We start from the raw sequence: 16021 nt of genomic DNA, 5'->3' as shown, positions 1-16021 counted from the left end.
GGAAACAGCGGAGATCCGCATACGCGTCGTTCGCGTACGCGCGCACGGGAGGAGTACACCGATGGGCGGCAGTCCCGGCATCGGCGTGTTCACCCGCCTCACCACCCGCGGCTGTGCCGCGGCGGCGCGTGTGCTCGCGTATGTCCCGCTCATCCGCCGCCCGCGGCGCGGCCCCGGTGCCCTGGCCGGACCGGACGCGCCCCTTCTGACGCCGAGCCGCTGAGACCTGAGGGTCCGAACCGCTCGTCCTCAGTCTCCGCTTGTCTTCGCTACACCCGCTTCCGCGTGCCCGTGGCCAGGGCCCCCGCCAGTCCAGGAATCACCCATTCCGGACGGGCGGCCGGGCCCGCTCGTCCGTGTGCCCTCGCCGCCCGCCCGGCTCCGAAAGGACCGTGGCCGTGGCCCGCAACCGACACCAACACCCCCGTACCGCGCGCGATGAGGCGCGGCGCGCGTACGGGCAGAACTTCCTGACCGACCCCGGCGCCGTCGCCCGGGTCGTCCGCGCCGCCCGCCCCGGCCCCGCCGATCTGCTGGTGGAGGTCGGTGCGGGCAAGGGGGCGCTCACCGAGGCGCTGGCCCCGCGCTGCCGTGCGCTGATCAGTTACGAGATCGACCGCCATCTCGTCCCGGGGCTGCGGAGGCGGCTCACCCCGTATCCCCAGGTGCGCGTCGTCCACCAGGACTTTCTGACCTCCGCGCCGCCACGCGAGCCGTTCGCCCTGGTGGGCAATGTGCCCTACGCGCGCACCGCCGAGATCGTCGGCTGGGCCCTGCGGGCGCCCGGGCTCACCTCCGCCACCTTGCTCACCCAGCTGGAGTACGCCCGTAAGCGCACCGGGGACTTCGGCCGGTGGAGTCTGCTGACCGTACGGACCTGGCCGGAGGTGGAGTGGCGGCTGTGCGGGCGGGTGGCGCGGACCGCGTTCCGGCCGGTGCCGGGGGTGGACGGCGGGATTCTGCGGCTGACCCGGCGCCCGGGGCCGCTGCTGGCCGACCCGGGCCAGCGGGCGGCGTACGCGCGCCTGGTGGAGCTGGGCTTCTCCGGGGTCGGCGGGTCGCTCTACGCGTCACTGCGGCGGGACTGCCCCGCCCGGCGACTGGCCGCCGCGTTCCGGCGGGCGGGGCTGGCGCGGGATGTGGTGGTGGCCCAGGTGGCCCCGTGGCAATGGGTGGCGCTCGTACGGGAGTTGACCCCGCCAGGGTTCCAGCCGGGCCCTAGCGCTGGTACCGGGCGAGCACCAGGCCCCCGTCCTTGACCAGCCGCTTCCTGAGTCCTTCCATTCCTATGGCACCGCTGTAGTACTCCTGGAGCGCGGGCGTGGCCACCTTGTCCTTCCACTCCGGATAGCCGCGCACCGACAGGGCGGGGGCCGGGCGCAGTTGGGCGGCCAGGGCCGTGCCGGTCGCCCAGCCGTGCTCGGTGGTGTGCAGCGCCCGGTCGCGCAGCGCGCCGGTGCCGGTCGGCAGCATCCAGTCGCCGAGCGCGAGCCGCGCCATGTTGCGCGGGCGCAGCAGGAAGTCGAGGAAGCGGGCGGCCTCCTCCTTGTACGGGCTGTCCTCGGCGATGGACAGGGTCTGCGGGCTGACGCCCTGACGCTGCCCGCGCCCGCCGGGCCCGGCGGGGGCGGGCAGCACCGTCCAGGCGAAGCCCTTGGGTGCCTGCTGGACGATCTGCTGACGGTAGGAGAACCCGAGCGGCACCATGGCGTACTTGCCGCCGAAGAAGCCGGGGAGGGTGTCCGAACCGCCCATGCCGAGCGTGGACTTGGCCGCCGTACGGGCGATGGCGCGCGGGACGCGCTGGTCGGCGGCGCCGAAGCGGACGGTGACCTTGCCATCGGCGCCCCGGTGGAAGACCCGGCCGCCGGTGGAGAGGGCGAGGCCGAGGGTCGCGGCGACGGGTTCCTTGAGCGGCCAGGCGACCCCGTACGTCCCGCCCCGGGTGAGCGCGCTTACCGCGTCCTCGAACTCCGCCCAGCTCCAGGGCTCGCGCACGGTCGGGATCCGTACCCGGGCGCGCTCCAGCGGCGCGCGGTTGGCGATGATCACGCGCGGCTCCTGGAGGAACGGCACCCCGTAGACGCCGTCGCCGAAGGTGGTGGTCGCCCAGGAGCGGGCCGGGATGTCGTCCCGCAGCCGGTCCGGCAGCAGCCCGCGCAGATCGGCGAGGTAGCCGCCGTACGCGAAGTCGGCGAGGTCGTCGGCGGCGTCGTGGATGATGTCGGGCGCCTCGCCGCCCTCGAAGGAGGTGAGGAGCTGGTCGTGGACGCTGTCCCAGCTGCCCTGGACGTAGTCCACCCGGATCCTGGGGTGGGCCGCGTTCCACTCCGCCACGAGCCGCTTGTTGACGTCGACGGACTCCTTCTGCCAGGCGAGTGACTGGAAGCGGAGGGTCACCTTTCCGCCGCGGGCCCGGCGGCGCGAGGGCGCGCATCCAGCTGCGAGAACAGCGGCGGTGCTGGTCAGCAGTGTGCGGCGGCGCATCAGGACTTCACCGCCCCGGCCAGGGTCCCGCTGGTGATCCGCCGCTGAATGACGGCGAACAGGACGAGCGAGGGCAGCGTGGCGAGCAGCGAGGCGGCGGCCAGCGGGCCGAGGTCGGCGACGCCCTCCGCGCCGATGAAGTGGGTGAGGATGACCGGCATGGTCTGCTTCTGCGGGGTCTTGAGCAGAACCAGCGCGAAGAAGAACTCGTTCCACGCGGTGATGAAGGCGAAGAGGGCGGTGGCCACGAGGCCGGGCGCCAGCAGCGGCATGACGACCGAGACGAGGATGCGCGGCCGTCCCGCCCCGTCCACGGCCGCGGCCTCCTCCAACTCGCCCGGCACGGCCCGGACGTACCCCGCGAGCATCCACAGCGCGAACGGCAGCGACCACACCACGTACACCATGATCAGGCCGGTCAGGGAGTTGATCAGGTACAGGTTCTTGAGCACGAGGAACAGCGGGATGATCACCAGGACGAAGGGGAACGCCTGGCTGACCACGACCCAGCCGGTGGCCGCCCGGGACAGCGCGGAGCGGTGGTGGCGGGCCATCACGTACGCCATCGGGGTCGCGATGACGACGGTGATGGCCGCGGCGGCGACGGATGCGGTCAGGCTGTTCGCGGCCGCCCGCAGCAGCGGCTGTTCGTCGAACGCCTGGCGGAAGTTGTCGAGCGTCGGGTCGAGGGGGAACCAGCTCGGGTCCGGGCTCACCAGCTCGCGCGGCGGCTTGAACGCGGTGGACAGCAGCCACAGCAGCGGGAACGCGAGGAAGACGAGATAGCCCAGCAGGGCGAGATACTGCCCGGCGCGGGCGGCCCGCCGCCTGCGGAGCGCGGCGGCCCGCTTCATGCGTCGTCCCCTCTCAGCCTGCCGACAAGGAAGACCGCGAGCAGCACGGAGACGACCGCGACCAGCACGCAACCCATCGCCGCCGCGTACCCGAACTGCCCGTAGCGGAAGGCCTCCTCGTACGCGAACAGCATCGGCAGCCGGGTGCGCCCGCCGGGTCCGCCGCCCGTCAGGACGTAGACCAGCGCGAAGGAGTTGATGTTCCAGATGAGGCTGAGCGCGCTGATCGCGAGCGCCACCGGCCTGATGGCGGGCCAGGTGACGGTACGGAAGCGGCGCCAGGCGCCCGCGCCGTCCATCGCCGCCGCCTCGTGCAGTTCACGCGGTACGCCTCCGAGCGCGGCCAGCAGCGTGACCGTGACCTGCGGCAGCCGGGCCCAGATGCCGACCACGATCACGGCGGGCAGGGCGGTGGAGAGGCTGCCGAGCCAGTCCCGGTCGGTGCCCAGCGCGCCGCCCAACAGGCCCGCGTCGGGGTGGTAGACGAGCCGCCACATGATGCCGACCACGACCTCGGGCATCGCCCACGGCACGATCGCCAGGGCCCGCGCCAGCCAGCGGAAGCGGAGGTTCTGGTTGAGCAGCAGCGCCAGCCCGAGGGCCAGCACGAACTGCGGAACGGTCACCGCGACCGCCCACACCAGGCCGATCCGGAACGACTCCCAGAAGAGCGTGTCGCGGGCCAGGTCCTGGAAGTTGAGCAGCCCGGTCCACTGGGTCGGCTCGGTGCGGCCCGATTGGGCGTCGGTGAAGGCCAGCGCGATCCCGTACAGCAGCGGGCCGACGCTGAGCAGCAGGATCGGCAGCAGCGCGGGCAGCACCAGGAACCACGCGCCGTGGCCGCTGCCGGGCCCCCGCCGCGCGGCGGGGACGCCGCCGCCGTCCGGCCCGCGAGCCGGAGGCTTGTCGGACCGCGTCGTCGCGGTCGTGGATGTCACGCCCGTCATCGTGCGGACGGCACACGGCGCCGTCAAGGACCCCGGCGACGCGGGGCCGTTCGGCCTCCGGCCAAGGGCACTGCGGGGGTGGCCGCCGGGGTGATCCGCGTGTCCGGGCCCGCGACCACGGCCCGGACACCGTGGGCGGCCGGACCCTTGCGCGGACTGGCCGCCAGCATCGGGCATCGAGACCTGCTACGCGGACGACGTGGTGATCCAGCGCAACGAGGCGCCGTCATCCTGGAGGCGGTCGACCTCGCGGCCGAATACCCCGAACCGCAGCCCGCGCCGCCGACGCGATCGGAGGTGTACGCGTCGCGGGCGGGCGGCGCGTCAGTGCCGGTGGCTGCCGGGGCGGGATGCGATGCGCTTCGGCGGTGTCGGCGCACCGGCTCGCCGCGCCGCGGATCGCCCAGCGACGGGTGAGACCGGTGCGCGGCCGGGTGCGAGACTGGGCGGTCCGGGACGGGCGGTTCGGCCCGTTGGGCAAGGTTCGGGAAGGTACGGCGTGGCGGACGCGGGTTTTACGGAGGAGCGGGCGCGGGCGGTGCTCGACGCCGCGCTGCCGCACGGCACGGGCGGCGCCGCCGGGGCCCGGCTGCTGGCACTCGGCGAGAACGCCGTTTTCGCCCTCGACCACCTCGCCCTGGTGGTCCGCGTCAGCCGCGACCTGGCCGTACGGGAGCGCGCGGCGCGGGAGTTGCGGGTCGCCGACTGGCTGGCCCGGGAGGGAGTGCCCGCCGTGCGCCCGGACCGCCGTTTCGGCCCGGAGCAGCCGCTCGCGTACGACGGCCACCTGGTCACCTACTGGCAGCAGCTCCGCCCGCCCGAGCGCCCCGCCGAACCGCGCGACCTCGCCGCGCTGCTGCGGCAGGTACACGCCCTGCCGGACGCCCCGCCGGACCTCGCGCTGCCGCGCCGCGACCTGCTGGGCGGGGTCGAGCGCTGGCTGCGGCTGGCCGGGGAGGCGATCGACCCGGCGGACGCCGCGTACCTGCGCGCCCGCCGGGACGACATCGCCGCCGCCACGGCCGAGCTGACCCCGCACCAGACCCCCGGCCCGATCCACGGCGACGCGCTGCCGCGCAATGTGCACATCGGACCGGACGGCCCGGTCCTGGTCGACCTGGAGACGTTCGCCACCGACCTGCGCGAGCACGACCTCGTCGTGATGGCCCTGTCCCGGGACCGCTACGGGCTGGGCGCGGCGGCGTACGACGAGTTCACGGCAGCGTACGGCTGGGACGTGCGGGAGTGGCCGGGGTGCGCGGTGCTGCGGGGCGCGCGGGAGACGGCGAGCTGCGCGTGGGTGGCCCAGCACGCCCCGGGCAACCCAGCGGCCCTGACCGAGTTCCGCCGCCGCGTCGCCTCACTGCGGGACGGCGACGAAGCGGTGCGCTGGCACGCCTTCTGAGCGCCCGGGGGCACCCGGGCCCGCGGCACCAGACCGAAAGCCCGCCCCCGCCTCCGCCACCACAGACCCAGCGAACGGGCCAGCAACCTCCAGGCGCGCCTGCGCCAACTCGGGCGCAGCCGGGGGGCGCGGAACGCGCGGCCGCGAGGCACCGCGCGGGCGCCGGGAGAGGCCGCGCCACGCCCCACGAAGCGCCGCGCCAGGCGCGCGGAGGCGCCGTACGGACGCCGCGAGACGCCGCGCAGGCACCGCGAGACGCCGCGCAGGCACCGCGAGACGCCGTGCGGACGCCGCGAGCCGCCGGGCGCCGGGAGACGCCGTGCGGGCGCCGTGCGGGCGCCGGGAGGTGCCCTGTCCAGCACCGCTCGGTGCCACGCGGGCGCCGGGAGGTGCCTGCTCGCACCGCGCGACGCCGTGCCGGACGCGAGCCCGGCGTGGGCCGCGAGCCCAGCACAGGGCGCGGGCCCGGCGTGGGGCGCGAGGTGCACGCGTCACGGCGACCAGGCGGGGTCGCGGCCGCTGAGGCCGATGGCGCGGTCCAGGGCGGGTGCGTCCTTCGGCACGGGGACGACGGCTCCGAAGGCCTCGCCCCGTTGCTCCTCGTCCGGGAACGCCGACAGCCATCCGGCGATCGCCTCCGCGCAGCCCGGAGCGCAGTCGTAGGGCTGCCCCGTGGCACGGGCCAGGTCCCAGCCGTGGATCACCAGCTCGTCCAGCGCGACGATGCCCATGACCTCGGCGGGCAGGGTGACGCCACCGGCCTGGGTGGTGCCCTGCCAGGCGGCCGGGTCGCGCCAGGCGGCGGCCATCGCGTCCAGCCGCCGGGGCAGCTCCTCGCGCCAGTCGGAAGCCAACCGCCCGGCCCGTCCCTGGCCAGGGTCCTCGCCGGGGGCCTTCTCCGCGGCCTGGCGCATGCCGATGGCCAGCCCCATGAAGTGGTCGAGCAGGTCGCCCACGGAGTACGCCGGGCAGGGCGTGGGCGACCCGAGCTGGTCGTCCGAGACGCCGCTGAGCAGCGCCGTGACCCTGGCCGCAGCGGGGCCGAGGTCCATGCGCGAGGTCTGGTCGGTCATCGTTCGCTCTCCTTCACCGGTCCGTTCCCCCTCATCTGTACGGACCGGCCGGGCGGCCGGAAATCATCGGCCCACCGCCGCCCGCGCCTCCCGCAGCGGCCAGCCGCCGTCCACGACCGCGTCCGGGGTGCCCTTGCGGCGCAGCCAGGACTGGAAGTCGGCGGCCCAGTGGGCGTACCACCCGACCTGCTTGCGGTGCAGCTCCCACAGGTCGAGCCCGGCGACCTGCCCGTGGCGCTCGGCGAGCGCGCAGGCGACGCGCACCGCGGCGAGGGCGTCCGCCCCGGCCTCGTGGGCGCGCTCGTGCGCCACCCCGTACTCCCCGCAGACCGCCTCCAGCGTGCGCTTGCCCTTGCGGTAGCGGTCCACGGCGCGGTCTATCGTGTACGGATCCACGACCGGGCCGGTCTGCGCGCCGCCCAGCCGCTCGCTCAGCGAGCGCAGCCCGTGGCGGTCCAACTCGGCGGCGAGCAGGCTCAGATCGAACGCCGCGTTGTACGCCACCACCGGCGCACCCGTGCGCCAGTGCGCCACCAGTACGTCCGCGATCTCGTCGGCGACCTCGCGCACCGGGCGGCCCGCGGCCGCCCGCTCGTTGGTGATCCCGTGCACGGCCACCGCATCGTCCGGAATGGGCACTTCCGGTACGGCCAGCCACTCATGCCGCCCGATCGGCTCCCCACCGCGCACCTCGACCACCGCGGCGGTCACGATCCGTGCCGTACTCGGGTCCGTGCCCGTGGTCTCCAGATCGAACCCGATCAGCAGCTCCCTGTGCCAGCCCATGGCGATTGCCCTCCCTTTGTTGTGCTTCCCCCAGGTGCCGTCACCTTCGCACGCACCACTGACAACAGGCCGGGGGACGGGACGCCACGGGCCAACTCCTCAGACGTCTGAGGACTTCTGCTAGAGTCCGCGAAGTCATCGGACATGATCAACAACCGCGCCGGGAGGGACGAGATGGCGCAAGCCTCACCACTGCGGCACGGCCGCGTCGTGCCGCAGGTCGAGACCGCGCTGCGCGCGATGCTCGGCGAGGGCCGCTGGCGACCCGGCGAACGGCTCCCCAGCGAGGTCACCCTCGCCGCCGAACTGGGCGTCGGCCGCTCCTCGGTGCGCGAGGCCGTCCGGCTGCTGGCCCACGACGGCCTGCTGGACGTACGCCACGGCTCGGGCACCTACGCCGCCGAGGAGCCGCGCGAGGCCCGCGAGGCCCGCGACGTACGGCAGCTGCTGCGCCGCGCCCGGCTGCTGGAGGTCTACGAGGTGCGCCGGGCGCTCGAGGTCGAGGCTGCCCGGCTCGCAGCCCGCCGCGTACACCCCGAGGACATCGCCCGGCTCACCGACGACCTGAAGCGCCGCCAGAAGGCGGCCGGAGCCGGGCCCGCCGCCTTCGTCGACGCCGACCTGGCCTTCCACCGCACGGTCGTGGAGCTGTCCGGCAACGCCGTGCTGCTCGGCCTGTTCACCTCCGTCCTGCCGGTGCTGCGCGAGGAGCTGGTCGAGATGGTCGTCCACGAGACCGGGCTGCCCGATCTGACCTGCGCCCACGCGGCGCTGCTGGACGCCCTGGCGGACGGCGACCCGGACGCCGCGATCGCCGCCACCGTGAAGAACCTGGAATCCGTGATGACACTGATCGCCGAGGAGGAACGATGACCAGCGCCGGACACGCCCCCGTCCTGAAGGCCGACGACGTCGACGTGGTCCGCGACGGCACCCCGCTGCTGCGCTCCGTCTCGCTGACCGTCCGCCAGGGCGAGCACTGGGCCCTGCTCGGCCCCAACGGCGCGGGCAAATCCACCCTCCTCAGCCTGCTCGGCGCGCACGCCCACCCCACCCGGGGCGCGGTGGAAGTGCTCGGGCGCACCCTGGGCCGGGTCGACCTGCGCGAGCTGCGGGCGTACGTGGGCCATGTCGACCCCCGGCATCCGCTGCGCTCCCCGCTGCGGGCGCGGGACGTCGTCCTGACCGGGCTGACCAACACCGTCGAGCCGGTCCCCCGCCGCCACCCCGACCCCGCCCAGCGCGAACGGGCCGAGCACCTGCTGACCACCCTGGGCATCGGCGACAAGCTCGACGCCCGCTGGCCGACGCTCTCCCAGGGCCAGCGCGGCCGCGTCCTGATCGCCCGCGCCCTGATGCCCCGCCCCCGGCTGCTCCTGCTCGACGAACCGGCCACCGGCCTCGACCTGGCCGCCCGCGAACAACTCCTGGACAGCCTCGACGCCCTCCGCCTCGCCCACCCGGACCTGGCCACGGTCCTGGTGACCCACCACCTGGAGGAGCTGCCCGCGTCCACCACCCACGCGATGCTCCTGCGCGACGGCCAGTGCCTGGCGTCGGGAGCCGTGGACGAGGTGGTGACCACCGACCACATCACCAAGTGCTTCGACCACCCGGTCCACATCACCCGCACCGACGGCCGCTGGACGGCCCGTACCGTACGGTCCCCTCACCCGGCCGCCGACGAAGCGCTCACCGACCCAGGATCCGGTCCACCTCGGCCAGCTGCCCGGGACTGAGCGGCCCCTTGGCGATCGCGCCCGCGTTCTCCTCGGCCTGGGCGACCGTACGGAACCCGGGAATGGGGACCGTCCGCGGGTCGCGGGCCCAGATCCAGGCGAGGGCGCCCTGCGCGAGGGTGCGGCCGTCGCTGGTGAGTACGGACCGCAGGGCGTCGACCCGCTGGAGCCAGACCGGGTCGGCGCCTTCGTTCGCGGTGAACCCCGGCAGCCAGGCGGGCGGAGCGTTGCGGATGTCCCCGCTCTCCAGGGCGCGCCCGGCTGCGTGCTTGCCGGTGAGCAGCCCCATCGCGAGGGGACTGCGGCTGATGCTCGCGAGGTCCGACCCCGCACAGAGCGCCAGCAGCTCAGGCGCGTCCTGGAGGATGTTCAGACGGTGCTGGACGGCGGTGCAGTGCGGGCCCTCGGCGAAGACGGCGGCCCGATCGGGGTCGTCGGTGCTCCACGCGTACGCGCGGATGAGCCCCTCGCGCACCAGCTCCTCACAGACGTCGCGGAGCCGGGCGGCGCGTTCGGGGTCGGCGTCGGAGATGTGGAGCTGGTACAGGTCGATGTGGTCCGTGTCCAGGCGCCGCAGGGAGGCGGTCAGGGCGCGGCGTACGTGCTCCGGCGAGTCGTCCTGGCCGTCGCGGGTCCGGGCGCGCTCGTCAAAGACATTGCCCCACTTCGTGGCGAGCACGACATCGCCGCGGCGCTTCCCGAGAGCACGGCCGAGCACGCGCTCGCTGTGGCCGGTGCCGTACACATCGGCGGTGTCGAAGAAGGTGACGCCGAGGTCGAGCGCGCGCCGGATGGCCCGCACGGACTCCTCGTCGTCGACCCTGCCCCAGCCCAGCGGCTGCCCCTCGGCGGACCACCACTCACCGCCGATGGCCCAGCAGCCGAAGCCGAGGGCGCTCACCTCGATGCCACTGCGGCCCAGCGTCCTGTTGTGCCCCATGGTCTCCATGCCGGTGAACGATAGGAGTTGGAGCGCACACAAAGGCAAGCGCCGTCCCGACCTCGTGGCAGGACTCGTCGGCGAGGACATCGCGGCCCGGCGGCAGGGGGCAGGGGGCAGGGGGCAGGGGTCAGGACACCGGCCGGGAGTCCGCCCAGACGCTTTCGAACTCGTCCCGGTAGGTGCCGAAGAGCCCGGCGTCGCCCTCCTCCGGGTCGCGCCCCTCGCGCACCACCTCGCGCCCCCGGCCGCCGCCGCGCAGGACCAGGACCGGGGCCTCCATGCCCCGGGCCTTGCGCAGGTACGACTGGACGACCGCGAGGCCGTCCGAGCCGTCGCCGTTGACCAGGTAGGCGGTGAAGCGGGGCGTCTCGTCGAAGACGTGGATCTCGAAGGCGCCCGGGTCGCGCAGGGCGGCGCGCACTCGGCGCATATGGAGGATGTTCATCTCCACCGAGCGGCTCAGCTCGCCCTTCTTCAGCCCCAGCTCGCGCTCCCGCCGCCGCACCGCGCTGCTCGCGGGGTTGAGGAAGAGCAGCCGGGCCCGGCACCCGGCCTCGGCCAGCCGGACCAGGCGGCGGCCGGAGTAGTTCTGGACCAGCAGGTTGAGCCCGATGCCGACCGCGTCCAGCCGCCGGGCGCCCGCGAACAGGTCCTCGACGGGCAGCTGCCGCTGGAGCCGCACCCGGTCGGAATGGACGCCCACCACATCCGCGTACCGGTCGCCGACCAGGTCCTCGACCGCGTCGATGGGCAGCCGGTCGGTGGACGGGGAGCCGGTGCCGCTGCCCAGGATCTCCAGCAGCCGGGCCGAGGCGCGCTCGGCCTGGGCCAGCACGGTCCCGGACAGGGCGCGGTTGCGGGAGACGACGTTACGGGCGACCTCCAGCTCGTCCAGGGCCAGCTCCACCTCGCGCCGGTCGTCCAGATAGGGCTCGAAGCACGGCCAGTGCTGGACGAGGAGTTCGCGCAGCTGGGGCAGGGTGAGGAAGCTGAGCACGTTGTCGTCGGCCGGGTCGAGCAGATAGCCCTTGCGGCGGCTCACCTCCCGTACCGCCACGGCCCGCTGCACCCACTCCTGACCGGCGGGCCCGGCGGCGGCGATGACCCAGTCGTCGCCGTGGACGGGTTCGTAGATCGGCCGGAGCACCGCGCCGACCACCGCGCGCAGCCGCTGTTCGACCAGATTCAGCCAGATGTAGGCCCGCCCGGCCCGGCGTGCGCGCGTCCGCACCTCGTCCCAGGCGTCCGCGCCCCAGTCCAGTTCCGCTCCGATCTCCATCGGACGCACCAGGGACACCGCACCGGGGGGTGCCTCGGTGGAGCCGTCACCCCCGGGACCTCCGTCACCAGGGGGCAGCTCCAGCCCGCCCGAGCTCACCTGTGCACCGCCTTCCGCCCCCGCTCCAACGATCACCGCAGACTACTGCTCAGGAGGGGGCGGTGCGACACTCCGGTTCGACCTGAGATTCAACCTTCCTCTTCGGCGGGGCGGTTGTGATGGCGGAGTGCAGAAGACGTGATGTCACCCGGTAGGGCGAACCGATATGGCCGTAGGTTGCCTCCCCTGCGCGGAAGTTCCACCGAAACCGCCGTTCTCCCGCCGAAGTTGGGAAAGGATGCGTCGTCGGTCGGTTCCGGGCCGGGGCCCGCGGTGCTCGCGGCCCCGGGAGAAGAAGTGGAAGAGTCGGCGTATGCAGGTCTGGCCGGGACACGCTTATCCCCTGGGCGCCACGTACGACGGCGCCGGAACCAACTTCGCGGTGTTCTCCGAGGCCGCCACGCGGATCGAACTGTGTCTGCTGCACGACGACGGCTCGGAGACCGCGGTCGAGCTGCGCGAGACCGACGGGTTCGTCCGCCATGCCTATCTGCCGGGCATCATGCCGGGCCAGCGCTACGGCTTCCGGGCCCACGGCCCGTACGAACCGGAGCACGGCGACCGCTGCAACTCCGCCAAGCTGCTGCTGGACCCGTACGCCAAGGCCATCAGCGGGAAGATCGACTGGGGTGAGGAGGTCTACGGCTACCACTTCTACCGCCCCGACAAGCGCAATGACCTGGACTCGGCCCCCCATACGATGGCCTCGGTCGTGGTCAATCCGTATTTCGACTGGGGCGACGACCGTCCGCCGCGCACCGACTACCACCGCACGGTCATCTACGAGGCCCATGTGAAGGGCCTGACCATGCGCCATCCGCGGCTGCCGGACGAGCTGCGCGGGACGTACGCGGCGCTGGCCCACCCGGCGATCATCGAGCATCTGACGGAGCTGGGCGTCACCACGCTGGAGCTGATGCCCGTACACCAGTTCGTCCACGACCACCGGCTGGTCGACGCGGAGCTGGCCAACTACTGGGGCTACAACACCATCGGTTTCTTCGCCCCGCACAACGCCTACGCGTCCTGGGGCGACCGGGGGCAGCAGGTGCTGGAGTTCAAGTCGGCGGTGCGGGCGCTGCACCAGGCGGGCATCGAGGTCATCCTCGACGTCGTCTACAACCACACCGCCGAGGGCAACCACCTGGGCCCGACGCTCTCCTTCCGGGGGCTGGACAACGCCTCGTACTACCGGCTGACCGACGACCGGCGGTACTACATGGACACCACCGGCACCGGGAACTCCCTGCTGATGCGGAGCCCCCACGTACTCCAGCTGATCATGGACTCGCTGCGGTACTGGGTGACCGAGATGCGGGTGGACGGCTTCCGCTTCGATCTGGCGGCGACGCTGGCCCGCCAGTTCCACGAGGTCGACCGGCTCTCGTCGTTCTTCGACCTGGTGCAGCAGGACCCGGTGGTCAGCCAGGTGAAGCTGATCGCCGAGCCGTGGGACGTCGGCGAGGGCGGCTACCAGGTGGGGAACTTCCCGCCGCTGTGGACCGAGTGGAACGGAAAGTTCCGGGACACCGTGCGCGATCTGTGGCGCGGTGAGCCGCGCACCCTGGCCGAATTCGCCTCCCGGCTCACCGGCTCCTCCGACCTCTACCAGAACGACGGCCGCCGCCCGCTGGCCTCCGTCAACTTCGTCACCTGCCACGACGGCTTCACCCTGCGCGACCTGGTGAGCTACGACGAGAAGCACAACGAGGCCAACGGGGAGTCCAACCAGGACGGCGAGAGCTACAACCGCTCCTGGAACTGCGGCACCGAGGGCGAGACCGACGATCCTCAGGTGCGGGTGCTGCGCCGCCGCCAGATGCGCAACTTCATCGCGACCCTGATGCTCTCCCAGGGCGTGCCCATGCTCAGCCACGGCGACGAGTTCGCCCGCACCCAGGGCGGCAACAACAACGCGTACTGCCAGGACAACGAGACCTCCTGGGTCCGCTGGCCCCTCCCCGGCAAGGACGCCGCCGAGGAGGACCGGGAGGCCCTGGAACTGCTCCGCTTCACCCGCTCGCTGATCTGGCTCCGCCGCGACCACCCGGTCTTCCGCCGCCGCCGCTTCTTCCACGGCCGCCCGGTGGAGGGCACCCACGACGAGCTGTCCGACATCGCGTGGTTCACCCACGAGGGCGAGGAGATGCGCCAGCGCGACTGGCAGGCCGTCCACGCCAAGTCCCTCGCCGTCTTCCTCAACGGCAGCGCGATCTCGGAGCCGGGGGTGCGGGGTGAGCGCATCACCGACGACTCGTTCCTGCTGCTGTTCAACGCCCACCACGAGCCCCTGGACTTCGTCGTGCCCGTCGACCACGGCAAGCAGTGGCAGGTCATCGTGGACACGGCGGTCCCGGAGGGCGTGGAGCCGGGCAGCGGCCAGAAGGTCGCCGCGGGCGACCGGCTGACCCTGGTGGACCGCAGCCTGATGGTCCTGCAGCGCCCGGCGTGAGGCCGAGCCTCAGTGGTAGCGCTTCAGCTCTCCCGGGCGCGCGAAGTAGAACCCGCGTGCCCCCTGCTGCTCGCCTACGCCCCTGTCCCTGTCCCCGCCCCCGCACAGGCACGGCACGCCGTCCTGCCCTTGCACCAGGTGGCGGCCGCTGAGGACGCGCTTGCCGTCGAATCGGCGGCCGCTGAAGCCGAAGATGTGCGTTCCCCGGCCCAGCCCCATCAGGCCCGCCACGACCCGCGCCGCCGGTACGGACAGGCCGTCGGAGACGAGCGGGACGTAGAGGAAGAGGTTCAACTTGTCCCGCGCCCGGGGGCCGGTCCACAGGGCGACAGTCACCGCGGGCTCGTCCTCCTCCGGGACGCAGCCGCGTACGTAATACGGTCTGGCCACCGGCGCCGCCGTGTAGTGCCAGAGCACGGCGGCGACGGCGCGCTGCGCCCGGGAGAGGCACGGTGGCGAACAGATCGGCTGCCGACTCGGCACGGGCGCGTTCCCCCAGCTCGACGGTGACGTGGCTGTCGTCCGCATGCTAGGCGCTGTCCGTCACCGTCAGCCCCACCCGGTCCGCCGCGTCGAAGTCATCGTCGACGGTGACGACATCGCGCCCCGCAGCGTCCAGCAGCGAGGCGGCGATGGCCGCGCGCATCCCGGTGGCGCAGTGCGCCCACACGGTCCCTTCCGGGATCTCGCCGAGCCGCCCGCGCAGCTGGTGGAGGGGGATGTGCACGGACTCGCCGACGCGGCGGTGCGCGCGCTCGGAGTCGCGGCGTACGTCGAGCACCACCACCCGGTCCCCACGGCGGCGGGCGGCCGCCAGCGCGGCGAAGTCGGCGCACGGGAACGAGGCGAGCCGATCGCCGTCGGCGACCCAGTTCCGGGGCGCGCCGAGCGCGGCGGCGGCCGGGCGGTCGATGCCGACGCGGGCCAGCTCCCGCTGGGCCCCGGCCAGCTGACCCGGCGTCTCGGCGAGCAGCGTCAGGGGCTTGCCCCACGGGATCAGCCAGGCCAGATACGTGGCCAGCTTGCCGTCGCTCGCGAAGTTGAGCGTCCCGGCGACATGCCCCTCGGCGAACGCCACCCGGCTCCGCAGGTCCACCACCCACTCCCCCGCCGCGAGCCGTGCGGCGAGCTGCCGTGGGTCGGCGAGCCGGGGCGGCGTCAGGTCCACGGGCGGCGGTCCGGCCGCGTTGATCGGGCCTACGTGGGTGTAGTACGCGGGCACGTCGTCCAGCCCCGCGAGGAGCCGGGCGACGAACGGCTCCACGTCCAGGGTGAAGGCGTCGTTGACGTCGCGTTCCCGGCCGATCGTGGTCGCGTCGCCCCGCGCCTGGGTGGAGGAGCAGAAGCTGCCGAAGCCGTGCGTGGGCAGCACCGGCACCTCGTCGCCGAGCTGGTCGGCAAGGTGTCGTACGGAGCTGTGCTGGGCCCTGGCCAGCGGCTCGGTGAGCCACGGCTCGACCAGATCGGGCCGCCCCACCGCGCCGATCAGCAGCGACCCGCCCGTGAAGACGGCCGCCGCGCGCCCCGCCTCCTCCAGCACATAGGCGGTGTGATGCGGGGTGTGCCCCGGGGTGGCGACCGCGCGCAGCACCAGGTCGTCGTCCACGGGGTACGTATCGCCGTCGGCCACCGGCGTACGGGCGACAGCGACCCGGGCCTCGGCGGGGACGAGGTAGCTCGCCCCGGTGAGCCGGGCCAGCTCCGGACCGCCGGTCACATAGTCGTTGTGCACATGGGTTTCGGCGACATACGCGATGCGCACGCCCCGCCGGGCGGCCTTGGCGATCACCGCGTCGACATCCCGGGGCGGGTCGACGGCGACCGCCGTGTGCGGCCCGCCCGCGAGATAGCTGCGGTTTCCCAGGCCTTCGATGTCCACGGTGTCGATGAAGAACACAGCCGCGACTCCTTCACGGACGGCCCGACGATCCGGGCGGGCCTGACCTCACATGGTCCT

The 16021-nt window shown here is 73.5% G+C and carries 15 protein-coding genes; 6 read left to right on the top strand and 9 right to left on the bottom strand.

Annotation, left to right across the window (positions count from 1 at the left end; all coding sequences use genetic code 11):
- Positions 1 to 61 precede the first annotated feature (61 nt).
- Both ACFV9T_RS27905 and erm read left to right on the top strand, forming a co-directional pair.
- Entirely contained in the window at positions 62 to 223 is a 162-nt protein-coding gene (locus tag ACFV9T_RS27905) for a hypothetical protein (RefSeq protein ID WP_385445011.1), read from the top strand.
- A 175-nt stretch (positions 224 to 398) separates the two neighbouring features.
- Positions 399 to 1259, top strand: coding sequence for an ErmE/ErmH/ErmO/ErmR family 23S rRNA (adenine(2058)-N(6))-methyltransferase (gene erm, locus ACFV9T_RS27900; protein WP_385445009.1), 861 nt, complete (start codon positions 399 to 401; stop codon positions 1257 to 1259).
- On the opposite strand, the gene ACFV9T_RS27895 is transcribed toward erm, so the two are convergent.
- The 3 genes from ACFV9T_RS27895 to ACFV9T_RS27885 are packed head-to-tail and all read right to left on the bottom strand — an operon-like array spanning position 1219 to position 4288.
- Entirely contained in the window at positions 1219 to 2487 is a 1269-nt protein-coding gene (locus tag ACFV9T_RS27895; RefSeq protein ID WP_385445007.1) for an ABC transporter substrate-binding protein, read from the bottom strand. The two genes, erm and ACFV9T_RS27895, sit on opposite strands and share 41 nt — an antisense overlap.
- Entirely contained in the window at positions 2487 to 3341 is an 855-nt protein-coding gene (locus ACFV9T_RS27890) for a carbohydrate ABC transporter permease (RefSeq protein WP_385445005.1), read from the bottom strand. The genes ACFV9T_RS27895 and ACFV9T_RS27890 overlap by 1 nt, the downstream gene beginning before the upstream one ends.
- Positions 3338 to 4288, bottom strand: a complete 951-nt coding sequence (locus tag ACFV9T_RS27885; RefSeq protein ID WP_385445003.1) for a carbohydrate ABC transporter permease — start codon at positions 4286 to 4288, stop codon at positions 3338 to 3340. Before ACFV9T_RS27885 ends, ACFV9T_RS27890 begins: the two co-directional genes overlap by 4 nt.
- Positions 4289 to 4787: 499 nt before the next feature.
- Here ACFV9T_RS27885 and ACFV9T_RS27880 point away from each other — a divergent pair, with 499 nt between their 5' ends.
- Positions 4788 to 5693, top strand: coding sequence for a phosphotransferase enzyme family protein (locus ACFV9T_RS27880; RefSeq protein ID WP_385445001.1), 906 nt, complete (start codon positions 4788 to 4790; stop codon positions 5691 to 5693).
- 491 nt (positions 5694 to 6184) lie between these two features.
- Here the strand turns inward: ACFV9T_RS27880 and ACFV9T_RS27875 are convergent, their stop codons facing one another.
- On the bottom strand, positions 6185 to 6766 hold the full coding sequence (locus tag ACFV9T_RS27875) for a TIGR03086 family metal-binding protein (RefSeq protein ID WP_385444999.1): 582 nt from the start codon (positions 6764 to 6766) through the stop codon (positions 6185 to 6187).
- Positions 6767 to 6829: 63 nt separating this feature from the next.
- Positions 6830 to 7552 (bottom strand): 3'-5' exonuclease, encoded by a 723-nt coding sequence (locus ACFV9T_RS27870; protein WP_385444998.1) that lies wholly within the window; start codon positions 7550 to 7552, stop codon positions 6830 to 6832.
- A 144-nt stretch (positions 7553 to 7696) separates the two neighbouring features.
- On the opposite strand from ACFV9T_RS27870, the gene ACFV9T_RS27865 reads away from it, so the two are divergent.
- Entirely contained in the window at positions 7697 to 8425 is a 729-nt protein-coding gene (locus tag ACFV9T_RS27865) for a FadR/GntR family transcriptional regulator (RefSeq protein ID WP_385444996.1), read from the top strand.
- Entirely contained in the window at positions 8422 to 9291 is an 870-nt protein-coding gene (locus ACFV9T_RS27860; protein WP_385444994.1) for an ABC transporter ATP-binding protein, read from the top strand. The genes ACFV9T_RS27865 and ACFV9T_RS27860 overlap by 4 nt, the downstream gene beginning before the upstream one ends.
- On the opposite strand, the gene ACFV9T_RS27855 is transcribed toward ACFV9T_RS27860, so the two are convergent.
- The gene (locus tag ACFV9T_RS27855; protein WP_385444993.1) at positions 9245 to 10240 is read right to left on the bottom strand and encodes an aldo/keto reductase; all 996 of its coding nucleotides are present in this window, start codon (positions 10238 to 10240) and stop codon (positions 9245 to 9247) included. The genes ACFV9T_RS27860 and ACFV9T_RS27855 overlap by 47 nt on opposite strands.
- Before the next feature lie 121 nt (positions 10241 to 10361).
- On the bottom strand, positions 10362 to 11612 hold the full coding sequence (locus ACFV9T_RS27850) for an SAV2148 family HEPN domain-containing protein (protein WP_385444991.1): 1251 nt from the start codon (positions 11610 to 11612) through the stop codon (positions 10362 to 10364).
- A gap of 313 nt (positions 11613 to 11925) precedes the next feature.
- On the opposite strand from ACFV9T_RS27850, the gene glgX reads away from it, so the two are divergent.
- Positions 11926 to 14064, top strand: coding sequence for a glycogen debranching protein GlgX (gene glgX, locus ACFV9T_RS27845; RefSeq protein ID WP_385444989.1), 2139 nt, complete (start codon positions 11926 to 11928; stop codon positions 14062 to 14064).
- Positions 14065 to 14073: 9 nt separating this feature from the next.
- Here the strand turns inward: glgX and ACFV9T_RS27840 are convergent, their stop codons facing one another.
- Positions 14074 to 14547, bottom strand: coding sequence for a hypothetical protein (locus ACFV9T_RS27840; RefSeq protein ID WP_385444987.1), 474 nt, complete (start codon positions 14545 to 14547; stop codon positions 14074 to 14076).
- 46 nt (positions 14548 to 14593) lie between these two features.
- Positions 14594 to 15961: a rhodanese-like domain-containing protein gene (locus ACFV9T_RS27835; protein ID WP_385444986.1), complete on the bottom strand. Its 1368-nt coding sequence runs from the start codon at positions 15959 to 15961 to the stop codon at positions 14594 to 14596.
- Between the last annotated feature and the right edge of the window lie 60 nt (positions 15962 to 16021).

It is taken from the genome of Streptomyces sp. NPDC059850 (assembly GCF_042731515.1).
In the GTDB taxonomy this organism is placed as follows: Bacteria; Actinomycetota; Actinomycetes; order Streptomycetales; family Streptomycetaceae; genus Streptomyces.
This window is presented reverse-complemented; position numbering and strand designations above follow the sequence as displayed.